This window comes from Pseudomonas sp. NCHU5216 (assembly GCF_052156495.1).
GTDB lineage: Bacteria > Pseudomonadota > Gammaproteobacteria > Pseudomonadales > Pseudomonadaceae > Aquipseudomonas.
Genome location: NZ_JBQLIX010000020.1, coordinates 59,648 through 83,963, shown reverse-complemented (window position 1 = coordinate 83,963; position 24,316 = coordinate 59,648). Strand labels below are relative to the sequence as shown.

The following is a 24,316-nucleotide window of genomic DNA, read 5'->3' as shown; positions in this document are numbered from 1 at the left end:
CAAAAACGCCGGCATTCATGCCGGCGTTTTTGCATGCAAAATGACTGATGACATGCCCTCGGACAAAATCATTTTCTGCTGCGGACATAAAAAAAATTCTTCCTCAGTCAGCATGTCGACAAGGGTCAACTTGCCATCAGGAAATGAACAGCCGGTATCTATGTAGACGACGTTGCCTAAATGCAACACCTCGGAAACCGTCGAGTGCCCGACATAGAGCCTATGAAGCCCCTCCACCGGACGACAGTCACGCGCCATGATTCGATTCCTAGCGTAAAGAGCCTGAACAAAGGCGTGATGCCGCTGTTCAGGATCAGCAACAGCTAACAACGCCAGTGCCTGCCTCCAATTGAAACCGCATTCCCAACCAGGCATTTCAGAATGGATGATTCCGGCATAATTGCCATTCATCAGTCGGACTTCAATAGCTATAGGCAAGAGCGCTAGGCGCTCAGCGATACGAAGCCGCTCTGAAAGCTCACACTCGTAAAACCATCGCCCCCCATTGCGCGCATGTCGTGGCGGATCTCCTACGCCAGCAACACTGTCGATTATCATCTGCTCATGATTGCCTCTGACCGCATAAAGCCAGGGCTTATCCAGCCACTCCAAAATCAGATGAGAGCACGGGCCGCGATCAATGAGATCACCCGTTACGAACAAGCGGTCTACAGACTCGTCAAAACCGACCTTGGACAGCAAGGCCTCAAGCATCTCAAAATGCCCATGGACATCCCCAACGACGAAATCACGCCCACGATCATTGACAGTGAAGTAGTGCGTAAGGATGGTTCCTGGCTGCATTTGCAAAACCGAGTCTACGAGATAATCAAGTCTGCAAGGCTACCAGCTCCGAAGCACGATGGAAAATAATCACTAGCTCAATGATGAGTAGCTGAATCGCTTGCACTCCATGGGCAACTAGATCACCACAAAGTGTTGACTTCCCTTTTTTAATCAGTAACATACGCGCCGTTGTTCCGCGATAGCTCAGTCGGTAGAGCAAATGACTGTTAATCATTGGGTCCCTGGTTCGAGTCCAGGTCGCGGAGCCAAATTCAAAGCCTCGGTTCATACCGGGGCTTTTTCGTTTTTGGCGGACTCTCAACAGGGACTGCGTCCCAGGTTATTCGCTTCGCTCACCCCTTCGGGGCCGCGCTAAAGCGCGTTCAGCTTCGCTGTCGAGTCCAGGTCGCGGAGCCAGATTCAAAGCCTTGGTTCATACCGCAACGCTGTTCACATGAGGTCGTGTGCGCTTTGCTCCCCTCTCCCATTTATGGGAGAGGGGCTGGGGGAGAGGGCTGAAAACGCCGCAAGTCTGCCGGCCCCCTCTCCTAACGCGGCCCACCCTAACCCTCTCCCCAGAGGGGCGAGGGGGGACTGCTCGCGCTAGGGTGTGCCTTGGTGAGAGTCCACCGAAAACGAAAAGCCCCAGCATGAACCGTAACGCTGTTCACTTAAGCTGCAGCCTACCCCTAACAACGAAAAAGGCCGGTCAAAAGACCGGCCTCAAGCAGCGTAATGCCGCCAAGCGTCAGTTCACGCTCAACTTGTCGCGATTCTTCTCCAGGGTTGCCTCGCCAATCCCCTTGACTTCCAACAGCTCGTCGACCGATGCGAATTTACCGTGCTGCTCACGGTACGCAACGATCGCCTGCGCCTTGGTCTCACCGATACCCGCCAGCTCACGCTGCAAGGTCGCAGCATCGGCGGTATTGAGATTGACCATGGTGGCCGGCGCCACCTGAGCGGCAACGGGCTTGGCGGCATCGGCCTTGGAGGTTTCGGCTGCAGAAACAGCCAGGGAGAAGGAAGCCAGAGCGGCGAATAGCAGAGAAGCAAGACGAACGTTCATCATGATATGTATCCTTACGTCAGTTGATCCATGTGAGGGCACCTAGCCCACATGGATCAACATACACACTGATGAATATCTGTCAACTCTCCGTGCGCTTCTGCAAGTAAAGCCAGTCGACGATCTCCCCCTCGGGACGATAACCGGAGACCACCTCGCGCAAAAGCTGCCGCACGCGCTCGTAGTCCTCACGCGCCACCGCCTCATGGAGTGCCTGCAGCACTTGCCTGTATTGCGCCCAGGGCAACATCTCTTCGTTGGCACGCATGATCATCGAATGCTCGGTGGGGCTGACATTGTCACCGATCAATAGCTCTTCGTAGAGCTTCTCACCGGGGCGCAACCCCGAAAACTCCACGGAAATATCTCCATGGGGGTTATCGACCGAGCGCACGCTCAAACCACTGAGCTGAATCATCTTTTCCGCCAGGTCGGCAATCTTCACGGGCTGCCCCATGTCCAAAACGAAGACGTCACCGCCCTCCCCCATGGAGCCAGCCTGAATCACCAGTTGCGCCGCTTCGGGAATGGTCATGAAGTAACGCGTGATATTGGGGTGCGTCACCGTCACTGGGCCACCACGCCGAATCTGCTCGTGGAACAGCGGAATCACCGAACCAGAAGAACCCAGCACATTACCGAAGCGCACCATGGTGAAACGGGTCTTGTTCACCCGATGCACTTTCTCTTCGCGCCCCCAGAGCACAGGCGCCGGTTCACCACTGAGTGCCTGCAATACCATTTCGGCCAAACGCTTGGTGCTGCCCATCACATTGGTCGGTCGCACCGCCTTGTCCGTGGAAATCAGGACGAAATGCGCAACCCCGGCCTTGACTGCAGCCTGGGCGGTGAACAGGGTGCCGAACACGTTGTTCAGCACGCCTTCGGCAATATTGTGCTCCACCATCGGCACATGCTTGTACGCTGCGGCGTGATAGACCGTATCCACCGCCCAGCTCGACATCACCTCCTCGAGCCGCTCCGGGTTGCGAATGGAGCCCAGAATGGGGATCAACTGAACGGCCAGGGACTCACGCTTGATCCGACCCAGCAACTCGGCATGGATGCTGTAGAGGTTGAACTCGCTGTGCTCGAACAACAGCAGGGTCTTAGGCTCACTGGAAAGAATCTGCCGGCAGAGCTCCGAGCCAATCGACCCACCCGCCCCGGTGACCATGACCACCTGGTTACGAATGCAGCGCTCGAACAAGGCCTTCTGCGGCGGCACCGGATCACGCCCCAGCAGGTCGGCGATGTCAACCTCCTGCACGTCATCCACCTTCACCCGGCCACTGGCCAGATCCATGAAGCCAGGCACGCTGCGAACATGCAGATTGTACTGACCGAGCAGCTCGAGAATCTCTCGCCGGCGAGCCCGCGAGGCGGAAGGCACCGCAAGGAGAATTTCCTGGGCGCCGGTTTCCTCGATCATCTGCTGGATATGCTTGGGCTTGTAGACCCTGAGCCCTGCAATCACGCGCTTGGCAATGGAAGAATCATCATCGATGAAAGCCACTGGCGTCAGCGTACGCCCCATGCGAAGAGCTGCCAGTAACTGGTTACCGGCTGCGCCAGCGCCGTAGATGGCCACTCGCGGCAAGCCCTGATCACGTATCTGCAGTCGATTGGGGCGATCGGCAGAAAACCAGTCCCCCATGAAGTACTGACGCATCAACAGGCGCAGCCCGCCAATCATCATCAGGCTCAACCACCAATAATTGAGCACCATGGAACGCGGGATCACTGCCGGTGCATCGCGGTACCAGTAAACCGCCAGAGCCAGTAGCAAGGCAGAAAGTGAAACGGCTTTGAAAATGCTCTTCAGCGCATCATTGCCGAAGTAACGCATCACCGCCCGATACATCCCCATGCGGATGAAAATAGGCACAGAAAGAAGAGGTGCCAGGGCAAAAAGCCAAGCGTGATGACCAAAAGGGTGGGCAGCATCCAGCTCCCCCATGCGCACTACGAAAGCCAACCACAGCGCGCACCAGACCAGCACGACATCCGTCATGACCTGAAGCATGCGCTTGGAGCGTCGAGACAACCCAATCAAACGCTCACGCAGGCGATCAGCAGCCTTTAACATCACGACCTCTCAACTTTTCATATCCCTTGAACGTGCACTAGCAGAACCTGTGAATGCGCAACACGCTGAGCATCGCCACTTCTGGCTCACGACGAAGAACGCACGCGATCACCAGCTCCCTTACCCAGCACCGTCATGAAGATGTACTTGAAATAATGCGCCAATGTCAGCTCACGGATCATCCGCTGATCGGTTTCCGCCAGCAATTGCGGTGTCGACATATCAATATCGCTCACCTGAGCCAAGCCAGTGATACCCGGCCGTACATCGAACACGCCACGACTGTCGCGCTCCGCTGTCAGCTCCTGCTGATTGGACAGCCCTGGGCGTGGCCCTACCAGACTCATTTCCCCTTTCAACACGTTCCAAAGCTGCGGCAATTCGTCAAGCTTGGTTTTACGCAAAAAAGCACCGAGGCGCGTGATGGAAGCACTGGAAGCCAGATGGCTGGCCACAGAGGCCGTATCGACCGTCATGGTGCGAAACTTGACCAGGATGAAAGGCTTCTGGTTGCGCCCTACGCGCTCCTGACGGAACAACGGCGAGCCGGTATCGAAAAGGCCCAACACATAGATCAACAGCAGTACGGGAAAACCGAACACCAACCCCAGCGAAGCAAACAGAACATCAAACAGACGAATCACGAACACACCTTCTCAAACCTTCTTTGACGGAAACGGGAGGCTCCCAACCTAACAACTCCCTTGTTTTGCTGATATCCACCTGCAGTGACCCCAGCAAGCGCTGAGCGACGGCACGCTTGCCCAATAGCGTTGCACCCAGGCTGAGCAAAGCAGCGGGCACAGGAATCAAACGCGCGGGCCTCCCCATGGCTTCAGCCACGCCACGCAGCAGCTCGGTCGTTGACAGATCCTCACCATCTCCAGCAAGAAAGACCTGATTGATAGCTGCCGGATGGTCGATGCAACGGACGATCAGGTCAACCAGATTGTCTATACCCACCAGAGAGCGTTTGTTATGAATAGCCCCTAATGGCAGCGGCAACCCTTTGCTCACGAGCTTGATCAGGCTGGCAAAGTTGCCCTTGACGCCCGGCCCATAAACCAAGGGCGGTCGGATGATGACGATCTCCAACCCGGTCTCGCTTGCCAGCTTCATAAGACCCTGTTCGGCCTCTAGCTTGGACAAGCCATATGGATCGTCGGGCATCAGGGTGTCAGAAGCTCGGTAAGGGGAACCTAAAGCAGTCTCCTCACCATGAACCTTTATAGAACTGATGAAAATAAAACGTCGCACACCTGCCGCGACAGCCGCCTTGGCCAAGTTCAGAGTAATCTCAGTATTGACGCGACGATACTCTGTAATAGGGTCGCTAACGGAATCTTGCATCACGTGAGCGCGCGCAGCAACGTGGATGACCACCGAATAACCGTTCAAAACAGCTTTCATAGCCTCCATATCGCCCAAAGAAGAAATTGTAAGACTGGAATAACCTGTAGAAGTGCCTGTTCGAGAAAGTGCCAAGAAGTCGACGCCTCGACGCTGTAAAACACCAACCAAATGACGCCCTACAAAACCGTTAGCCCCAGTCACCACAACTCTTGGCTCAAGAGCCATAACTAGCCCCCAAAACAATAGAGTCGAGCCTGGAAACGAAGGAATCGAAATTCAGCCTTTTCTTGAGCCCATGTCTTTCCATATCGATATCCAAGAAAGAGTAATTTGATCGTTCGACTTCTTGAAATGCAGAGACAACAGAATCGACATTGGGCGGCACAGCAATCCCCAGCCTATTATCTACAACCCAACGAGAAACACTGGTCTCGCTGCCACTGATCGCAAGAATTTTCGCCCCGGAAAAAACGTATGAAGACGATTTGCTGGGGAACGCATACTGCGTCACTTCATCCACGATAGGCAAGATTGCCCACTCATAGTCAGCGTTAATTTGCGCAGCCTCCCTAGCGCTCACCAGACCATAATAGTCGACATTCGCATGTTTCTCAGAGAGTGCTTTTAGCTGACCACTGAAAACACCACCGCCAGCGAACGCGAATTTCAAAGATCCACCGCCCGACAAATACTTTTCTATAGCATTGATCAGAAGCGGGATCCGCTGAAGCCTTCCCGCATTACCACAGAAAGAAAAACCAGGTGTTTTTTTGCTTTTCAACTCGATAGAGTCAAAGGAAACGGCAGGATTCTCGAGCACATGAACAGGGGCCTGGGTGGATGAACGCATACGGATGTATCCCGCCATCTGCTCGGTTATAGTAATAAGCCGAGTGGCTTTTCTCATGACCAGCACATCGGCCCACTTGAGTAATTTAAAAACCCATCGCTGAACAGGCACAACTACATCTGCAGCCTCCGGATGAATATCCTGAAGATGATATATATATTCAGCTCTAAAAATCTTGCAATAAATCATCACAATGAAGGGAACCACGACAGGAGGGTCAGTTGAAATATAAACTCTATTAGGCCGCAATTTCAAAAGCATCCCGAACACCCAGAGCATGAAGAAAATGGCATCAACAACTCGTGCCAGTACCGTACTGGAAGAACTTGTCCATGCTTTTACCGGAAAAAAGCAGACTCCTTTGCCGCGATTTTCTTCTGCCAGTCTGGAGCGAATGTCCGCATGATCTTGCAGGATTACCGACACCGAAACGTTATTGGCAGCGGCCTGCTCAGCGAAGCGCAGTAGCGCTTCACCGATCACAGGGTATACCGGCCAGAAGCTTCGATTGATAATGACCAATTTTTCGCCAGGCATCAGTACCGCTTCCAAACCGTACGCATAACGTAGTCGCGATAGCTGTGAACGATCCGCACTACCTTGTCCGCCACGTTGGGCATGCTGTAATCGTCCACCAAGCGCAAGCTGCGCTGGTCGCCACGACCTTGGGTTTCGATCACCTGGAGCGCCTGCATCACTCGCTCAACCTCGAGCCCTACCATCATCACGGCAGCTTCTTCCATGCCCTCGGGACGCTCATGCGCCTCACGTATATTCAGCGCCGGGAAGTTCAGGATCGAAGACTCTTCCGAGATGGTGCCACTGTCGGACAAAACCGCCTTGGCGCAGGCCTGCAGCTTGTTGTAGTCCTTAAAGCCCAGCGGCTTGAGCAACCGCACATTGGGGTGAAAGGTCACGCCCAGTGCATCCACACGCTTTTGGGTTCGCGGGTGAGTGGACACGATCACCGGCAGATTGTAGTGCGCGGCGACCTGATTCAAGGTTTCGGCCAGCTTGCGGAAGTTTTTCTCGGAATCGATGTTCTCTTCACGGTGTGCACTGACCACGAAGAACCTACCCTCCTCCAGCCCAAGGCGCTGAAGGACGTCGGAGGCGTCGATGCCTTCACGATAATAGGTCAGCACCTCGAACATCGGACTGCCGGTCTTGATCACCATATCCGGCGACAGCCCTTCACGCAGCAGGTAGTCGCGGGCGATGGTGCTATAGGTCAAGTTGATATCCGCCGTGTGATCGACGATGCGGCGGTTGATCTCCTCCGGCACTCGCATGTCGAAACAACGGTTACCTGCTTCCATATGGAAGGTAGGAATCTTGCGTCGCTTGGCCGGTATCACCGCCATGCAACTATTGGTATCGCCCAGCACCAACAATGCATCCGGCTGGACTTCAGCCAACACCTTGTCGACCGCGATGATCACATTACCAATGGTCTCGGCGCCCGTGGCACCTGCAGCATTGAGAAAATGATCCGGGCGGCGAATACCTAAATCGTCGAAAAAGATCTCGTTGAGTTCGTAATCGTAATTTTGTCCGGTATGGATCAATACGTGATCGCAGTGCTCGTCCAGCTTGGCCATCACTCGTGCCAGGCGGATGATTTCGGGGCGGGTGCCAACGACCGTGGCAACTTTCAGTTTTTTCATGGTTTCACCTGGCAAGCGTAGGTATCAGGATGCGCACGGTCGAAGATCTCGTTGGCCCAGAGCATCACGATCATTTCATCGTCGCCAATATTGGTGATGTCATGTGTCCAGCCGGGTACGGTTTCGACGATCTGTGGTTTATCGCCCTCAGTGACGACCTCATGGAGCTCACCCGAGGTCATATGGCGAAACCCAAAGCGGGCGCGCCCCTTGATGACCAGAAACTTCTCGGTCTTGGTGTGGTGATAATGGCTGCCACGGGTGATACCTGGGTGCGCGGTGAAAAACGAGAACTGCCCGCTATCGGGGGTTTTCAACATCTCGACGAACACACCACGTGGATCGCCGTACTTCGGCACCTCGTAGGTGAATCGATCGGGCGGCAGATAACTCAAGTAGGTCGAGTACAAGGCACGCACAAAGCCTTCACCCACCCGATCCGTGATCAGCGTACTGCGGCTTTGCTTGAAACCATGGAGGCGCTCGGCTATCTCGCCCACGCTCACCCGATATTGCGGCTGCACTCCGACACCGACCTCATCTCCCGCCAACAAGGCGAGGAAATGGCCAATCACGTCATCGATATACACCAGGGTGACGATGGCAGCCGGATCGTTGATCTGGATGGGCAAATCCCGGGCAATATTGTGACAGAAGGTGGCCACTGCCGAGTTGTAGTTAGGCTTGGCCCATTTGCCGAATACATTCGGCAGGCGCAGAATATGCACCGGGCTACCATGCTCCCGCGAGAGCGCCTGCAGGGCCTCTTCGGCGCCGCGTTTGCTCGCTCCGTAAGGGTTATCCAGCGCGGCCTGGCTCGACGACGTATACACGACCGGGATCTGCCGGCCACTGGCCACGATGGCCTTGCAAAGCTCAATGGTCAGTTCGGTATTGCCCTGACCGAATTCCGCAGGATCCTGGGGGCGATTTACCCCTGCCAGATGGAAAATAAAATCTGCCTGGGCAACACGCGCAGCAAGCGCCTCTAAATCGTCGGAACGACCGAACGTGAGAATCTCGACATCCGCACGCTCCCCTAGATGAACGATCAGATTCTTGCCAACGAAACCATTAGCTCCGGTGATCAGTACCTTCATGCTCACTCCTCGGGCGCTGCGTCTTCGCCACGCTGAATGGCGCGCATGAAATTCAACTTGAGCAACAGCTCCTGCATGCCCTGTACGTCAAGGCGCTCGGTGTTGTGCGAGTTGTAATCCTGCATATGAGAAATACGCTCTTCGCCCTGTTCCACGAACTTGCTGTAGTTCAGGTCGCGCAGATCCGGCGGCACGCGGTAGTATTCGCCATGATCCTCGGCGCAGGCCATCTCCTCACGGCTCAGCAACGCCTCGTAAAGTTTCTCACCATGACGTGTACCGATGACCTGAATTGGGTGTTCTGGCTTGCCCAACAAAGAGGTCAGCGCTTGCGCAAGCACTTCTACGGTCGCCGCAGGCGCTTTCTGCACGAACAGATCACCATTGCGACCATGCTCGAACGCATAGAGCACCAGGTCGACCGCATCGGCCAGGGTCATCATGAAGCGGGTCATGTTCGGATCAGTGATCGACAGCGGCTTACCCGCCCGGATCTGATCGATGAACAATGGAATCACCGAGCCGCGAGACGCCATTACGTTGCCATAGCGGGTGCCGCAGATGACCGTGCCGGAGTCGTCGAGGTTACGGGACTTGGCCACCATGACCTTTTCCATCATAGCCTTGGATATACCCATAGCGTTGATTGGGTAAACGGCCTTATCAGTACTCAGGCACACAACTCGCTTGACGCGATTCTGGATGGCCGCCTCAAGCAGATTTTCGGTACCTACCACATTGGTCTTGACCGCTTCCATAGGGTGAAATTCACAAGACGGAACCTGCTTGAGCGCAGCCGCATGAAATATGTAATCGACACCCCGGGTCGCATTCAAAATGCTCTGGTAATCACGCACGTCACCGATGTAGAACTTCAGCTTGGGACTGGCGTAATGCTTGCGCATGTCATCCTGCTTCTTCTCATCCCGGCTGAAGATGCGAATCTCAGCGATATCAGTATCGAGGAAGCGCTTGAGTACGGCATTGCCGAAGGAACCCGTGCCGCCGGAGATGAGCAGCTTCTTTCCATTGAACATATGCAATCCTGAAATCTGAATGCGAGACAGCCTAGCGGCGGCCTTGCAAGGCTGAATAAATAGAGTCACGTTTCTGCTGTGCGGTGGGGTAGCTGATCAACACAGCGCGATAAGGGCCTTTGAAGACGAAGAAGCTCCCCGCCGCCACGCCCACCACACCGCAGGCAGCGACCACCTTGTGCATGTCATCGAGGCAACCACCCCCGCCGAGCACTGTAAGTGGCACCGTAAGGGTCTCACGCAACTGAGCAGCCAGGGCCACATCATAGCCCTTCATCTTGCCGTCGTTATCAATGGAATTGATTACGATCTCGCCCGCCCCGAGCTTTTCCATTTCCAGCGCTACTTCGATGACGTTGCGCTTGGTATTGCGCGTGCCGTTATGCGTCCAGACATCCTGCGTTTTCCCCAGCAACCGCTGCTTGTGATCCAGAACCACCACAACACTTTGCCGACCGATCTCAGCGGCGATTTCGCTGATCAGCACGGGGTTGGCCAACGCAGCCGAACTGATTGCTACCTTCTCGACGCCCAGGGCGATGATGCGCTTGGCCTGCTCGGCGGTACGCACGCCCCCACCGTAACACAGCGGCATTCTGCACTCGGAAGCAAGGTGAGCGATCTTCTGATAGTCCGGCTCACGGTCATGGGCACTGGCATCGATATCGATGACGATCAGCTCGTCCGCTTCCTTCTCGTTGAAAATCTTCACGGCGTTGATCGGATCGCCGACATACTTGGGATCCTTGAAGCGTACGGTCTTCACCAGACCGCTATCCTGGATCAACAAACAGGGGATGATGCGTGGTCTCAACATTTCACAATTCCGCGAAGTTCTTCAGCAAGGCGACACCGCAGTGGTGACTCTTCTCGGGATGGAACTGCACCCCATACACATTCTTCGAAGCAACGGAGCAACTGAAGCTGGCGCCATAAGTCGCCGTCGCCGCGATATGCGCAGGGTCAGCGCACTCGAAAAAGTAGGAGTGAAGGAAGTAGAACAGCCAGCTCTCCTGTTGCCCCTGAAACAACGGGCTACCGGCGGCAGGCAGCACATCGTTCCAGCCCATGTGCGGCAGAGCCAGCTCGCTGGACTCAGCTACGGAATGGAAATTGCGCACGCGGCCCGGAATCCAGCCTAGGCCCGGCAGCACACCCTCATCACTGGAGTCGGCGAGCATTTGCATGCCCACGCAGATGCCGAGCACGGGAATACCCTGGCCAAGAACCATGTCATCGAGCGTTTGTCGCATTCCAGACGCATTCAGGCGCTGCATGGCATGGTCGAAGGCGCCCACGCCTGGCAGGATTAGTCTGCTGGCACCAGCGAGCTGATCAGCGCTGCTCGCTACCGTGACCGGTATATGCAGGCGTTTGTAAACGTTCACGAAGGCCTGAATGTTACCCAGACCGTAATCGATGATGGTGATCATCTGAAAAGTCTTCTCTCCAATCCGAGGGCGCTCATTACACGCGAACCGATGCCGATTAGAAAGCGCTTGTTCTTGTAATCCCGATACGTCTTGTTTTCGCCCTCGAAAATCGCCTGCAACTCATCGACCGAAAGCCCCAGTTTGTTGGCAACGAACTCGAATTCAGTTTTCAGGAATTGCTCGTCCATCTCGGGCTTGGCGATACGTTCCAGCGCTTCGTCGCGAGTCATCTGTCCCGTCATGATCAGGCTGGAGAAATGCGCACGGCGCTTCTCATAGCCGAATTTGCGAGGCATCCAATAATCCTCGTAGAAGCGCGTGAAGCGCGACTCGTGATGCTTGTGCTGGAACTTCTGCCAACCGAAACGCTGCTCCAGCTCTGCCTCCGCGTCTTTCTTGACGTAAGGCACCAGGTTGAGCGGCTTGACGATCTCCATCCCCAGCACCCGCTGATAGAGGATCTTGTAGGTCATGATATCGACCAGAGGGAAGGTTTTCAGCGGCCGCTTGCCGAAGCGTTTGTGAATATCCGCGAACAGGGTCTTGTCGATGCCCGGGTAGCCGCCCCACTCCTCAGGCTCGCGGCAGCACTCGGTGGAATAGTTACCCCCGGTCAGCACGTACTTGATGCCATGCTTGCGTGCGAACTTGTACAGGCCGGAGAAAAAGGCAGCATCCTGAGGCAAGTCCTGATCCGCAATCTGCGAACGCAAGAATGCCACCTGCAGATCCTTCATTTCTTCCCAGTTGATGACCTCGGTGTAAAGATCAAGGCCGAGGCCATCTACCAGTTTCTCGATATTACCTACGGCCTGGTCGGTATTCCAACCGGCATCGACATGGAAAAGCAACGGGCGCAGTCCCATCTTCTCCTTCGCAATATAAGCCGCGTAAGAACTGTCGAGGCCGCCGCTCAAGCCAATGATGCAGTCGAAATCCTTGCCCTCACCCTGCTTCTTGATCTTTGCGGCGAGTGCTGCAAGCTCAGCCTCCCCGCGCGCATCAGGATGCCAATTGGGGGCAATTTCTGATTTGAAGTTATTGCAGAAATCACAAACGCCGCCGGCATCAAAACTAATGCCTGGATCAGTGCTATCCATAATACAGGACGTACAAACTTGATACTCCACAACCACCTCTTCAGTCAAAAACTTAAGAGCAGTGCAATCATTATCACCACCACTCACCAATCATTGAGATCCGGTTTACGACACCAGTTAGCCAAAGCCTATCACAACAACAAAGAGCCATTCTATGCATCGAATAAAAACCACACAGCCACTTATTCATTGTATCGTACAAACTCTCAAACCCTTAGACCAGGCCGATAAAAGCCCAGCACTCGAATCTAAGCCCCCTCAAAAAATCCCTCTACCGAGCTCTCGTCCTTAAGAAAAACAACCTTCTTTCCCAGCGCCCTATATTCATAGCCAAGGAAAGAGTCATAAGAGACCATACATTCGCAGTCTGGAAAACATGACGCACCCAGCACTTCGTCAGCAAGAGCCAAAAGCTGCTCAACCGAACTATCGTACACATGCCTAGGATGGAGCTTGACAACAACAAAATACTCAAGGCCGTTTTTGACGCGCCGAATAAAATCAATCTCGAATTGAAGATAAGGGGCTGAGGACGCGAGGAATAGCACCCTCTTTCCCTCACCCACTTGCTGCAAATCGAACTTGGGCCGAATGATTGCCGAAGTACTGAATTTATAATAGCGTGCAAATACCGCCTCGAACCCTGAATCGAATACATACAAGCAATCCACCGTACCAAAGGGATTGGCAAACTCGATGTCACCATGGATATATGCGTGCTGGATAATCGAGCAACGATCCGTCAGCTTCGTGGCGATATAGTCCCAGCGCTGCAGGTTGCAATCGGTGACCAAGGCTTTCCCGGCACGCCCGGTCTTTTCTACAAACAGAGTGAACCAGGTGAGCTGCACTACGTCCACCGCGTGGAAGATCAGGTCACCGCGACGCACCCCACGCTGTTCTCGATAGCAGCTAATGGCAATTAACACACGCCAGACAATCACTATCGCGCGCAGGTAGTCAACAGCAGAAAGGTAGGGCAGCATGGCCCAAGGGCTCTTGCAACGAAAGCTAACTCGCTGATCGAAATCATCAAACAGGTAATGAAACAGCTTGAGATAGTCACTGTTGGGCAGGCTGATGCTATCCGGTAAATCAGCTATCGACAGTCGTTTGCGCAAGAGAGCAGCGAAAGCAAGAGCCAGGTTGCAAAGAGCAACGACAGACAAGGCAGGTAACAGCAGCAGGCGCATGACCTGTAAAATCAACAGAAACTTCCCGCCGTGTCGCTTCCACAAAGAAAACAGCGGCAAGATCTTGTACTGAGGTAAGGCATCAGCAGCCGCTTCATTAGCCAGAAATTTTTTCTTGAGTGAGCGATCGAGACAAACCTCGTTCACATAAGACTCAACGATAATCCGGGGCAGCGAGGAAACAGCACTAGCGCGCATCAATATTCTCTTTGAAAAAAAGCAAACGACTTCCACCCAGGATCATCAGATAGAAGAGCATATTGAACAAAACGATCCATTGCAGCATACTGCCTCGGAACATACTAAAGAAAAACAGCAACTCACAAGTAAAGACAAACAAGAACACCGGCCCCAAACTATAACGCAGGGAATACAGGAAGCAGATATAAAAAGAGTACAAAAACACAGGAACCACCCAAAAAATATAGCTCCCATAATTCAGATAAAGCTCTGTCTCGATTGGCCATTGCTGAGTAGCCGAACCTTCAAACCACTGTTTCGGGAAGTAGATCGAGGTCAGCCAGCGACTGATATCGTGCATGTACTCTTCAGAAGGTATGCCAAAGAACGTCAGCCATTTGTTCAGCGGATAATCCATGGTCAACAGGAACCCCGGCTGCATGTCTCGCAGAACCATGTCGTGCAGAAAAATGGTATTGAAATAGCTGAGGAAATATTCAAGCAGCATTTCCGGGGTACTGTAGAAACCATTGGAGCGAAAATACATGGCGAAGCTGAAAGTGAAGAGGAAGCCGACGAAGATGACGCCCCCCCTGACCAGGGTCAGGCGAGCCATGGTGACCCAGGGAATGCTGAAGAAGATGGCAAAGTAGAAGATCCGGCTCTTCACGCCCTGGATAAAGGCGCATAACACCAGCGCCGCCAGCACGAAGAGCACCAGGACCAGGCTTTTCCTGGGCTGGGTTTTCCAATAGAAACCCAGGACGAAGGCAAGAAAATTCGAGCTCATGATCAGAAGGAAATTGAGCAGGCCATAACCCTTCTTGTTTTCCAGGTAGGTATCGCTGTAGTTGCCGAACCAGGCCTCGACGCCCCCCGTTACCTGGAAGAAGAACAGCCCCCCCGCCAGCACCAGCGCAGTGAAGGTAAACAGCATGAAGGGGTTTACCCGATACTGCTCGAAGAGGCTCGCGGCCGACGTGCGTGCCAGGAGCACTTCGAGCAAGCGGGTAAAGAGGAAGAACAGCGTGAATACGTACGCATAGGAAAGCAGTGCTTCCTCGGAAAGCCGTAACCAGTCGTTGGTCTTGCCCCACGGCAGCACATACACCCAGTCAACCCACTCAAGAACGTAGAAGAGGGTGCTGGGGAAAATGAAGTACAGAAAATAGCTGCCAAACACCACGTTCGACGGACACAGTACCTCCCTGTTCCTGAACAGGAGGAAGACCGCCAGCATGAATACCACGATGAGAAATATCATACGCCTTGAGCCTCGTTATCGATCGGCTTCAAGGGCGTCGAGCTGCTTTTTTACGGCCTCGAAAACCAGGTCGTTTCCAGCAGCATTCAAGTGATGGTTGTCACTTAGGAATATCGTTGCAGCAGCACCTTGCGGATAGCACTCGTGGAGAAAACTTCCGGGAAATTGGCTGCGTAACAAGACATTGTACTCGTCGATCGATGAGGCAATACGCGGGTTCTTTGACTGATAAGCCTGGGAAGGCGGAGCGATGGGTACAACCATTATCCGTGCGCCCTCGAATATCTTGCTTAATGCCTGCAGATTCGCGCGAAAGATGGCCGGCTGTACATAACGGATATCACGCAAAACAATCAGCCTCGCATAAAAGCGCTTGACCAGGCGATGGACAGTACGATTTATCACAGATGGCAAGCGTAGGAGAATGGAAAGCTCAGCCTTCTTGATAGCACGTGGATAGCAGTCAACGATGCCCACCTGGAGCACGACGACATCGGGCTTTATCGCGGCGTAATAGTCCCTAGCCAATGACAGTAACTGGTTGCTGTCCATTCCTGGAACACTAACGCTTCGAAATTTGAAGCGGCCAGCGCAGTGATCCGCCAGGCGATAGGTCCAGCATTGATCATCGCGGATCACCGACGGGCTCATTCGTGGCAACCCAAGGGAGTCAGTTAGTACAAGCACTTTTTTCATGGGCGCCTTGAGTATGGATTTTTTTGAAAAAAGCCACGACCAATGCCCCAACCAGCAAAGCATTGAGCAAAGGCAGGAAGACAATTGCCGACGTGCCCGTATATAGGTAACCGAAACCAAATGACAGGCCGAGTCCCACCGCCATCAATGCCAGGTAGGCGATTGCCAGAAGACGCTCCAGACGCTGCGCAAGATAGAAGTTACAAATGAACCCAAGACAGATCAGCATCGTCTTGAGCAACAGCATCGATATGAGGATCTCGAAGATCGGCCATTCAAAACGGCCTATCACCAAGAGGAATACGCTGATCGCAGCAGTGAAGAACACAACCACGGCGGCCAGGAAGCTAGCGCACTTGACCATCATCGCCTTGAACACACCATGCTCGACGTCGTCGCCGCTGAACTGCTTCAACAAGCCGGGTGTGAAGTAATACAGGACGGACGTCATGCCGAGAAAATAGATGTTGGTTAACACATCGACGTACTGGAAGTCCGCCCTGACCTTTTCCGCTGCACCCAGTGTATTGAGGACCAAACGGTCGAGGGTCAACACCACCACAAGACCACTCGCCATCAGGAACATGTAGCGTGACGAGCCCAGGATCTTCCAGAACAACCGGGCACGCTCATCACGCCCCTCGTTGGCCAGCCCCAGCTTTACCCAGCAATAGACAAAGAACGATCCCACCACCGCAAAGGCCGCAAAAGCCCAAGCACCGAAGAAACGGATCTCCAGCGTGCCATCGGTGAACAACCAGAAGGTCAGGCCGAAACTGACGAAGAATGCACAGGCCCAGGAAACGTTCAGCACATTCAGATGAAGATCCATGCCCAATAAACGGAAAACCGTCTGACAAGCAGTTTTCAGATGGTTGACGCCGCCAATGAACAAACCTGCCATGAGGAAGAAGCGCTCATGGCAGATAACCGCTGCAAGTATCAGCAACAGGGCAATCAACAGCGAAAAACGGATTTCCAGGCGCAGGATACGCTCTTTTTCCTCGACACAAGGACTGATGGCCCCGTCGCGAATCGCGCCGTTATGGAAGCCCAGAGCCAGGAAGGTACTATAGGAAATCACGATGAACGCGATACTGGAGTCCGCCAGTGCCTGCTGGCTCGCCATATTGGTGAAATACAGCGTCAGCAATGCTATCAGCGAGAACTCGCTGTAGGTTGCCAACACGTACCTGAGCGCCCCGATCATGCCTTCATGCCTCATCGAACGGCAACTCCCGCATGACTCGACAGACCATCATGCATAACCGGCAATACGAGCATACAGACGGCTGTTCTCCAGGTGCTCGGACAACGAGCAAAGGCCTTCCTGGTCGGCCTTGAGGAAATGCTCGACCTGCAGGTAGAGCCCCGGTTTGTATTGGCTGTCCAGGCTCGCATCGATGTCGACTGGCGCCACGGCAACACTGTTGATCAATTGCACCTGGAGTTTTTCCAGCGGCTTGAAGATGAAGCGGCGCTTCTTCGTCAATACTTCAACGGCCCAGCGCCCCGGCGCCTCCCAATCCCCCGAATAGGAGAACAATGCACCTGCGCCCGTCACTCCAGCGCCGGCGAAACGCGCAGCGCGTTCGTGCCATGACAAGGCCCCGGCGTTGAAAGTGCTCAACTGGGCTGGGCGTCCGCCTAGGTAGAACGCCAGGTCAGTGACATGAGTGGTGTTGGCGAAGAACCAGTTTTCCTTGACGCCTTCGGCCTTGTGGATGGACTTGATGGTGTCCGACCACTCGGTAATTTCAAAGTTGAAGCTGGTGACCCCACCGTCTTCGGTGATCAGTTCTCGCGCCTTGAGGACCGACGCGAGGAAACGACGGTTGTACGCGATATAGACGGACGCGCCTAACCCTTCGGCTTTCTGCTGCAAGCGCTCGATCGACGCCAGGGTCAGGCCGCCCGGTTTCTCGATCAATAGCTGCTTGACGCCCTGCTCCAGAAGATACGCACTGGTGTACTCCAGTTGCTCGACGCCGACTGCCACGATCGCGTAATCAACCGAGGGGGGATCACCATCGAAGTACGCTTCGATCCCGCCGACGACAGGTTGGACACCGACAGCGGCGAAAAACGTTTCGGCAGATTGCGCACTGCGCCCTACGACCTGGAAGGGTTTGTCCATGCCCTTGAGGACATTGGCATACTGCACGGCCATGGGGCCGGCACCGACTAATAGAATCATACTCAATCCGTTCGTGTAATCAGGTAATGGGGCACAGCGTGTAGTTGCCGCAGTCATGCTCGTTGAAGAACGCCAGCAACGCGCGCAGGAACGGCGCGTGCAAGGCCGCCGACTCCTCGAAGGAGGTCAGCTGGCAAGGCGTTCCGCGGAAGACCGACTCGGCCACATGCTGGGTCAACTGGCTCTGGTACAACACCTGGAACGGCAGCGACTCGAGCGCCCCGCTCGCCTTGTCGAGAAGCTCACACTGGCCGGCGCCCTCATTGAGCATCACCCGATAGTCTTCGGTCTCGATCTCGACGCGCAGTGGCGCCTGGGTGGAACTGGCAAGACAGGTGAGGGAGAACGTGCTCTCGTTCCAACGACCGCTGAGCGTTCCGTTGATTTCCTTGTAACCCGGGCGTTTGCTGTCGACGACCTGTCGGTCCACGGAGGAAAGATCCGGAACATAGGAATCTGCACCGCAGAGGAACGCCCAGATATCGATGAAATGGATCGCGTTGCAGGCCAGGCCCCACTGCTCTCCCGTCACGCGTAGGGCGAGCGAGCCTTTGCCGCCCAGACGCCCGCGCAGCACCGAGTATCCCTGAAACATGCGGCGCGGGCAGTTGACCCAGACCTTGCAGCCGACCCGGGCAAACAACTGCGCTGCTGCCTTCAACTGTGCCTCGGACTGGAAAAGCACCTTTTCCAGCAGCAGATTTTTCACCGTCAAGCGTGCCAACATGTCCTCAAGCAATTGCAGCCGGCAGTCGGCATTGGTCGCGACAACGCAAAAATCGATATCGCCCTGAACCTGGCCGATATCGGCGAGGAAATCGATCGAGCGAATGGACGGCGAATGCTCGACCTGCGCCCAACGCTCCCGGGCACGCTCCAGGGATGCGGCGAACGGATCTACCACCTGAATGGTGATGTCAGAGAAATCGGCCAGGGCAAGGGCCTGCAGGTGACGGCTGCCTAGCTGCCCGGCACCCACCAGAAGAATATTGAACATGCTAACTCACTTTGTCCGAGAGCAAGCCTACAGGCTGAAGCCGTCGTCAACGACGATGTTTTGGCCGTTGACGTAGGTGGAGTGATCGGAGAGCAGGAACAGGATCGACCCCGTGACATCCTTGATGTCGAGCATGCCCTTGCCCAGCGTGTACTGCTTGTACGCCTCCAGGAAGCGCTCGGGCTGATGATCGAAGATCCCGCCCGGGCTTACACAGTTGGAGCGGAAATCGCTGTTGCCAACATAGCTGGCGAGGTACTTGCTCAGGTGGATCAACGCCGACTTGATCGCCGCATATTCCACCGGCATGGTCATTGGCGTGTCGTCGTAGACGTCGAAGCGCGGCGCGAGCACGCCATAGATCGAGGAAATATTGACCAGGGAAAACGGACGACGGCTGCGTTCAAAGTACTTCGCGCACTGTTGCATGAACAGGAACGAAGAGCCCAGATGCAGGGAGACGTTCTCGTTGAAGTCAGCGAGGGTCACGTTCTCGAACCTGGCGCCATAGCGCTTATTGCGCGGATAAGTGCAGTTTACCGCGCCGCCCAGGTCGTCTAGGGAGGCGAACAGCGCATCGACGGATGCGACGTCATTCAGGTCAAGGGTGACCCGGGTCACATCCGCATGCCGCGGATCGATGCCTTGCTGCTGGAGACGCTCGTTCATCAGCGGCAGGTTGATATCGGCGACGAGCACCTTCGCCCCTTGCGCCAGCAATGCTGCGCTGAGGGTGCTGCCCAACAGGCCGCCGGCACCGGCGACCAGAATTTTCTTACCCTTCAGCATGCCCTTTCTCTCTATCCATGTACAGCATTTCGGCCATTTTGAAATCGTAGATATCATCGATGTCGACAGCCCGCTCCCGCGGCACTACCACCGACCGGACACGGCCAGAAAAGATCCGCGATTGCTCCAGCACAAAGGCTGGACGGGTCACGTAGGCCACCGTGGTCATATCGAACACCGCCGGCGCGTCCTGCCGACGATGTACCGAATCACCAGAGCAGACCAACTGGCTGTTACCAGCCTCATCGCGTACGACCATGTTGAAATAGGGGCTGCGCGCGGCCGGAGTCACAGTCACCACGACATCGGTATCCTGCTCGAGTGCAGCTAGGCAGCTACGGACATCGTCAGTATTGCGCAGCGGACTGGTGGCAGGCAGGCTAATGAAGGTATCGAAATCGTCGCCACCCTCTTTGAGGTAATTGACGGCATGTCGCCATGCCAACCACTCCGCAGCGGTATCGGTTGCCAGCTCCTCCGGCCGCAGGATGACTTGCGCGCCATACCTGCTCGCCACCTCGGCGATTGCTGGCGAGTCGGTTGAAACGAAAACCTTATCAATATCTTCCACCTGTCGTGCAACGAGAATGGAATGGCCGATCAGGGGGATCCCCCCCAATGACCTGATGTTCTTCCCTGGCAGCCCTTTCGAATTGCCCCGGGCGAAGATGAACGCGTAGGTGCTCACGCTTTGATGCCTCCAATAGGAACAACCTGGCGCGCTGCAGCGGAGCGTTTCATGGCCTCGATCAGATGCAGCGTGGCCAGTGCATCCTCAACCCCCACCGCCGGTTGCGCGATCCCGCTTGCAACGCTGGCGAAGTGTCGTAACTGGTCAAGGTACATGTTATTGCGATCATAGAGCGGATCATCGAACAACACCGCTTGCTCATCATGCGCGCTGTGCAGGGAAACGCGGTTGTTCAGGATGTCCCATACCAGGGTGCCGACCTGACCGACGACCTTGCAGGTACGTACCGGTGCGCGCTGCAAGAAATCCATGTGCACATTAGCGACCAGCCCGTCTCTACGCACCAGCAAAGCGTCGACGGTATCCTCGACGTCGATCTCTAGCGCCCCGGAATTGCGCGCCGAACAATAGACGGTTTCAAACCGACCAAATATCCAGCCAAGGTAATCCAGCTCGTGGCTAAGCTCCAGCAAAACGCCCCCACCCAACTCACGGCGAGCAGACACGTTCTTGCGATAATCGCTGGCAGGACGCCAGTCGGGAAGGTACTGGCCGACTTCGATACTGACACTGCGCAGCGCCCCAATACGTCCCTCTTCGATAAGCGCCTTGAACGCCACAGCGGAACTCATATAACGAAGGTTGTAAGCCACGTCTACAACCGGGGAATACCCTATAAGTCGGTCGTTGACACCACTCAAGCGCTGCAGACTATCGGCGATCGGTTTCTCGATCAGCACTGGCACCCCCGCCTCCAACAATTGCAGGCTGTGTTCGATGTGCCACGGCGCCGGGGACGCGATGATCGCGAAGATTGGCTGTTCAGCCAGTGCCAGTGCGATCGAAGACAGGGTTAGGACACCCTCTCCCACATCCTCGGAGCTAAGCGCACGGCCAGAAGCGGAAACGCAGGCGACCCTGGCCGGAGCGAACAGCTTCTTCAGGTTACCGATATGACGTTTGGCAATACTGCCGCCCCCCACTACCAGATAAGTGCCTGGCTGACTCATAGACTGCCGAACTCTTGCTGGGCACGCTGGAAGTCTTCCATGCGGCCGATATCCAGCCAGTACTCATGTACCGGAAACATGTTGACATCACGACCAGCGGAAATCTCGTTCTCCAACAGGGTCGGCATGTCGACTCGGGTGCCTGCCGATACGCTCCTTACCAGCTCGGGGGACAGCAAGTAGATACCGGCATTGATGAAGAAACGCTGCACGGGCTTTTCCACCATCGATTGAATTCGATGGCCATCACTCTGGATCACACCGTAGGGTACGCAGTATTCGTACTCACGTACGCACATGGTGGCGGCACCGGAATGGGCTTCGTGGAACTCGAGCAGGTTTTTAAAATCCAGAGTCGTCAGCAGGTCACCATTCATCAGAAACATCGGTAGATCGATTTCATCGTGCGGTAACAAGCCGAGAGCCCCCCCTGTACCTAGTGGCGAGTCTTCATGGATATAACGAATACTCACCCCCCAACGACTGCCATCGCCAAAATGCTCACGGATCATTTCCGGCATGTAGTGAGTGGAAATGAAGAAACGATGAAATCCGGAGTTGATGAAGCGCTCCAGGATCAGTTCGAGAATCGGCTTTTCGCCGACTTTCAACAAAGGCTTTGGGCAGTTGTGGGTCAACGGGCGCAAACGAGTACCGAAACCTCCAGCCATGAGAAACACAGGATTGTCCCGTCGGGGCTTGTTTAGTAGGTCATGTAAGGTTTCCAGACCAATTACCACACCTCCGCGATCCAGCACCGGCAGTTGTAGCAACTGATAGCGCTCCATTACCGCCAGAATGCGCTCCTTAGCCCAGTCGCGCTCGGCCGTTCTCGGGGTCGAACACATCACCTCGCTGACGGGCGTACTCAGCGGCCGCTGTTTCAACAAAGCACGTCGCACATCCCCGTCGGTCAGTGTTCCCAACAGCCGGCGCTCCTGATCCACGACCATGACGATTCTCACTGCGACCTGATCCAGCGTCGCAATGGCCTGTTCCATAGAGCACTCAGGATCGACGAGCGTTAGTTCCCACTGCTTCATTGCATACCTTCTTTATTTTTCACGACCTACACGCGTCCCTGGCGCGGGGCGACGGCCCCATCAGAACAACTTGGGCGGGAACATCGCGCACAACAACGGTTCCAGCACCGATCAAGGCTCTCTCGCCTACGGTGATTCCCTGGGTAATCGTGGCCCCACTTCCAATAAATGCGCCTTCGGCAATCGTCACACCACCACACAGCACCACACCCGGAGCGACATGTACATGAGCAGCGATATGGCAATCGTGGTCAATCCCAACCTTGGTATTAACTATGCTACCGCAACCGATGAATACATCGGGTTGTAGTACAGCACCAGCCATCACTTGGGCTCCCTCCTCTAGCACAACCGAATCATCGACCCAGGCTGCTGGATGAAGCAGCGCGGGGAAACGGAAGCCCATGGCGCATGCTTTCTCGTGCACGCGCCGGCGCAGGTTACCGCCCACGACCTGACCTATGCCATTGACCAGCTCAACCTGATCTGGAGCATATCCCTCCAGCGCATCATCCGCGCCGAGCACCTCAAGGCCTCGCCAGTAATTGATACCTTGCTCGGCTAGGCCAGGATCACATACACCGAGCATTTCGTAACCACAAGCGCGGACTAGTGAAAGCAGGACTTTTGCGTGACCTCCAGCCCCCAGCAGAATCAATGGCAAAGGGCGTTGCGCAGTTACTGTCATTTCTCGATGATCTCGCCTGCATCGAACCCGCGACGGCTGGTGCTACCCACCAGCTCCCACAATGTGGTTGGTGATAGGCCGCTGCCACTGCGGGCGGTGGTGAGATCGTCACGGGTAATGATTGCCCCTGCAGCAATTTCCCGGGACGCAACAACCTGCTGCCGTGCAGCCGTTCGCGTATCCCACTCACTGGGCTGCGGCGCTTTGCAAGGATCGCCGAACGCGAGCTGAAGTGTTCGGATCTGGGCGACCATGGACTTGAGCTCCTCCGGTTCCAAGGACGCCTTGTGATCTGGACCAGGCATGGAGCGATCCAAGGTAAAGTGTTTTTCAATGACAGTGGCGCCACGAGCAACCGCAGCTACCGGAATCAGGCAACCTTCTGTGTGGTCGGAATAGCCGACCGCCAGCCCGAATGCCTTCAGCGTATCCATGGCCAGTAGATTGACCTCATGGGGCGGTGTCGGGTACTGAGAGGTGCAATGCAATAGGGTGACATGGCCTTGCAGACGACCACGGCTGAGCGGATCACTCCAGCATTTCCAGACATCATCCATGCTCGTGGGCTCGCACGAGGATGTCAGAGCATGAGCGACAATAGCAAGGCCCTGCTCCACTTCACTCATGGTTGCCATCCCGGTCGAAAGTACAAGGGGCTTGCCAGTATGCGCAAATTGCCAAAGCAGCGGGCCATTGGTCAGCTCACCCGACGGCACCTTGAAGAATGGTAAATTCATCTTGCAGAGAAATTGCAGGCTGCTGCTATCGAATGCCGTTGACAGGAACTCAATGCCCTTATTGTGTGCATAGGCCTGCAACTCGAAGTGCAATTCACGCGGCAATTCGAGCTTCTTGAGCATGGCAAGCTGGCTCTCCTGCACGTCGGTGTTCTGCTTCTGGTAACTCGCCTTCGGGGCGGCCTTCAAGGCCAGTCGCTCGGCATCGAAGGTCTGGAACTTAACGGCGTCGGCACCAGCGTCAGCAGCAATATCGACCAATTCAAAGGCTAGATCGCGCTCACCATTATGGTTAACACCCGCCTCCGCGATGATATATACCGCACCTGCATCGGATAATTTCATGG

24 protein-coding genes and 1 tRNA gene are annotated in these 24,316 nt (G+C 55.1%); 1 reads left to right on the top strand and 24 read right to left on the bottom strand.

Translation table 11 applies throughout. The annotated features are described in order from the left end of the window. Positions 1-15: 15 nt before the first annotated feature. Complete coding sequence (locus ACSVIK_RS15435) at positions 16-804, bottom strand: metallophosphoesterase (RefSeq protein ID WP_442445145.1); 789 nt, start codon at positions 802-804, stop codon at positions 16-18. Between the two features lie 175 nt (positions 805-979). Between ACSVIK_RS15435 and ACSVIK_RS15430 the strand changes: the two genes are divergently transcribed. Then, positions 980-1,055, top strand: a tRNA-Asn gene (locus tag ACSVIK_RS15430). Between the two features lie 479 nt (positions 1,056-1,534). On the opposite strand, the gene ACSVIK_RS15425 is transcribed toward ACSVIK_RS15430, so the two are convergent. The 23 genes from ACSVIK_RS15425 to neuB all read right to left on the bottom strand — a co-directional run bounded on the left by ACSVIK_RS15425 (position 1,535) and on the right by neuB (position 24,314). Continuing rightward, a complete protein-coding gene (locus tag ACSVIK_RS15425) occupies positions 1,535-1,858 on the bottom strand; it encodes a ComEA family DNA-binding protein (protein WP_442445144.1) in 324 nt (107 codons plus the stop codon). 79 nt (positions 1,859-1,937) lie between these two features. After that, positions 1,938-3,944: a polysaccharide biosynthesis protein gene (locus ACSVIK_RS15420; RefSeq protein WP_442445143.1), complete on the bottom strand. Its 2,007-nt coding sequence runs from the start codon at positions 3,942-3,944 to the stop codon at positions 1,938-1,940. Positions 3,945-4,030: 86 nt separating this feature from the next. Continuing rightward, on the bottom strand, positions 4,031-4,588 hold the full coding sequence (locus ACSVIK_RS15415) for a sugar transferase (protein ID WP_442445142.1): 558 nt from the start codon (positions 4,586-4,588) through the stop codon (positions 4,031-4,033). Further along, positions 4,572-5,522: a UDP-glucose 4-epimerase family protein gene (locus ACSVIK_RS15410; protein ID WP_442445141.1), complete on the bottom strand. Its 951-nt coding sequence runs from the start codon at positions 5,520-5,522 to the stop codon at positions 4,572-4,574. Before ACSVIK_RS15410 ends, ACSVIK_RS15415 begins: the two co-directional genes overlap by 17 nt. Next, positions 5,512-6,699 (bottom strand): glycosyltransferase, encoded by a 1,188-nt coding sequence (locus tag ACSVIK_RS15405; protein WP_442445140.1) that lies wholly within the window; start codon positions 6,697-6,699, stop codon positions 5,512-5,514. The genes ACSVIK_RS15410 and ACSVIK_RS15405 overlap by 11 nt, the downstream gene beginning before the upstream one ends. Then, positions 6,684-7,814, bottom strand: a complete 1,131-nt coding sequence (gene wecB / locus ACSVIK_RS15400) for a non-hydrolyzing UDP-N-acetylglucosamine 2-epimerase (protein ID WP_442445139.1) — start codon at positions 7,812-7,814, stop codon at positions 6,684-6,686. Before wecB ends, ACSVIK_RS15405 begins: the two co-directional genes overlap by 16 nt. Then, positions 7,811-8,914: a UDP-2-acetamido-2,6-beta-L-arabino-hexul-4-ose reductase gene (wbjC, locus tag ACSVIK_RS15395; RefSeq protein ID WP_442445138.1), complete on the bottom strand. Its 1,104-nt coding sequence runs from the start codon at positions 8,912-8,914 to the stop codon at positions 7,811-7,813. The genes wecB and wbjC overlap by 4 nt, the downstream gene beginning before the upstream one ends. Before the next feature lie 2 nt (positions 8,915-8,916). Further along, positions 8,917-9,951 carry a polysaccharide biosynthesis protein gene (locus ACSVIK_RS15390; protein WP_442445137.1) on the bottom strand — a complete coding sequence of 345 codons (1,035 nt, stop codon included), beginning with the start codon at positions 9,949-9,951 and terminating at the stop codon, positions 8,917-8,919. 31 nt (positions 9,952-9,982) lie between these two features. Continuing rightward, a complete protein-coding gene (locus ACSVIK_RS15385; RefSeq protein WP_442445136.1) occupies positions 9,983-10,768 on the bottom strand; it encodes an AglZ/HisF2 family acetamidino modification protein in 786 nt (261 codons plus the stop codon). A gap of 1 nt (position 10,769) precedes the next feature. Further along, positions 10,770-11,384 carry an imidazole glycerol phosphate synthase subunit HisH gene (gene hisH, locus ACSVIK_RS15380; protein ID WP_442445135.1) on the bottom strand — a complete coding sequence of 205 codons (615 nt, stop codon included), beginning with the start codon at positions 11,382-11,384 and terminating at the stop codon, positions 10,770-10,772. Further along, entirely contained in the window at positions 11,381-12,514 is a 1,134-nt protein-coding gene (locus tag ACSVIK_RS15375; protein WP_442445152.1) for an N-acetyl sugar amidotransferase, read from the bottom strand. The genes hisH and ACSVIK_RS15375 overlap by 4 nt, the downstream gene beginning before the upstream one ends. 218 nt (positions 12,515-12,732) lie before the next feature. Further along, a complete protein-coding gene (locus ACSVIK_RS15370) occupies positions 12,733-13,875 on the bottom strand; it encodes a hypothetical protein (protein WP_442445134.1) in 1,143 nt (380 codons plus the stop codon). Continuing rightward, positions 13,865-15,121 carry a hypothetical protein gene (locus ACSVIK_RS15365; protein ID WP_442445133.1) on the bottom strand — a complete coding sequence of 419 codons (1,257 nt, stop codon included), beginning with the start codon at positions 15,119-15,121 and terminating at the stop codon, positions 13,865-13,867. The genes ACSVIK_RS15370 and ACSVIK_RS15365 overlap by 11 nt, the downstream gene beginning before the upstream one ends. Positions 15,122-15,136: 15 nt before the next feature. After that, the gene (locus tag ACSVIK_RS15360; protein ID WP_442445132.1) at positions 15,137-15,760 is read right to left on the bottom strand and encodes a hypothetical protein; all 624 of its coding nucleotides are present in this window, start codon (positions 15,758-15,760) and stop codon (positions 15,137-15,139) included. Between the two features lie 31 nt (positions 15,761-15,791). Further along, complete coding sequence (locus ACSVIK_RS15355) at positions 15,792-17,042, bottom strand: hypothetical protein (protein ID WP_442445131.1); 1,251 nt, start codon at positions 17,040-17,042, stop codon at positions 15,792-15,794. A 33-nt stretch (positions 17,043-17,075) separates the two neighbouring features. Continuing rightward, the gene (locus tag ACSVIK_RS15350) at positions 17,076-18,014 is read right to left on the bottom strand and encodes a Gfo/Idh/MocA family oxidoreductase (protein WP_442445130.1); all 939 of its coding nucleotides are present in this window, start codon (positions 18,012-18,014) and stop codon (positions 17,076-17,078) included. Between the two features lie 19 nt (positions 18,015-18,033). Continuing rightward, positions 18,034-19,011: a Gfo/Idh/MocA family oxidoreductase gene (locus ACSVIK_RS15345; protein WP_442445129.1), complete on the bottom strand. Its 978-nt coding sequence runs from the start codon at positions 19,009-19,011 to the stop codon at positions 18,034-18,036. A 27-nt stretch (positions 19,012-19,038) separates the two neighbouring features. Next, positions 19,039-19,800, bottom strand: a complete 762-nt coding sequence (locus ACSVIK_RS15340) for an oxidoreductase (RefSeq protein ID WP_442445128.1) — start codon at positions 19,798-19,800, stop codon at positions 19,039-19,041. After that, positions 19,787-20,488, bottom strand: coding sequence for an acylneuraminate cytidylyltransferase family protein (locus tag ACSVIK_RS15335; protein WP_442445127.1), 702 nt, complete (start codon positions 20,486-20,488; stop codon positions 19,787-19,789). The genes ACSVIK_RS15340 and ACSVIK_RS15335 overlap by 14 nt, the downstream gene beginning before the upstream one ends. Next, positions 20,485-21,501 carry a Gfo/Idh/MocA family protein gene (locus ACSVIK_RS15330; protein WP_442445126.1) on the bottom strand — a complete coding sequence of 339 codons (1,017 nt, stop codon included), beginning with the start codon at positions 21,499-21,501 and terminating at the stop codon, positions 20,485-20,487. Before ACSVIK_RS15330 ends, ACSVIK_RS15335 begins: the two co-directional genes overlap by 4 nt. Further along, a complete protein-coding gene (locus ACSVIK_RS15325) occupies positions 21,498-22,544 on the bottom strand; it encodes a nucleotidyltransferase family protein (RefSeq protein WP_442445125.1) in 1,047 nt (348 codons plus the stop codon). The genes ACSVIK_RS15330 and ACSVIK_RS15325 overlap by 4 nt, the downstream gene beginning before the upstream one ends. Before the next feature lie 19 nt (positions 22,545-22,563). Further along, complete coding sequence (locus ACSVIK_RS15320; protein WP_442445124.1) at positions 22,564-23,232, bottom strand: acetyltransferase; 669 nt, start codon at positions 23,230-23,232, stop codon at positions 22,564-22,566. Next, entirely contained in the window at positions 23,229-24,314 is a 1,086-nt protein-coding gene (gene neuB, locus ACSVIK_RS15315) for an N-acetylneuraminate synthase (protein WP_442445123.1), read from the bottom strand. The genes ACSVIK_RS15320 and neuB overlap by 4 nt, the downstream gene beginning before the upstream one ends. Between the last annotated feature and the right edge of the window lie 2 nt (positions 24,315-24,316).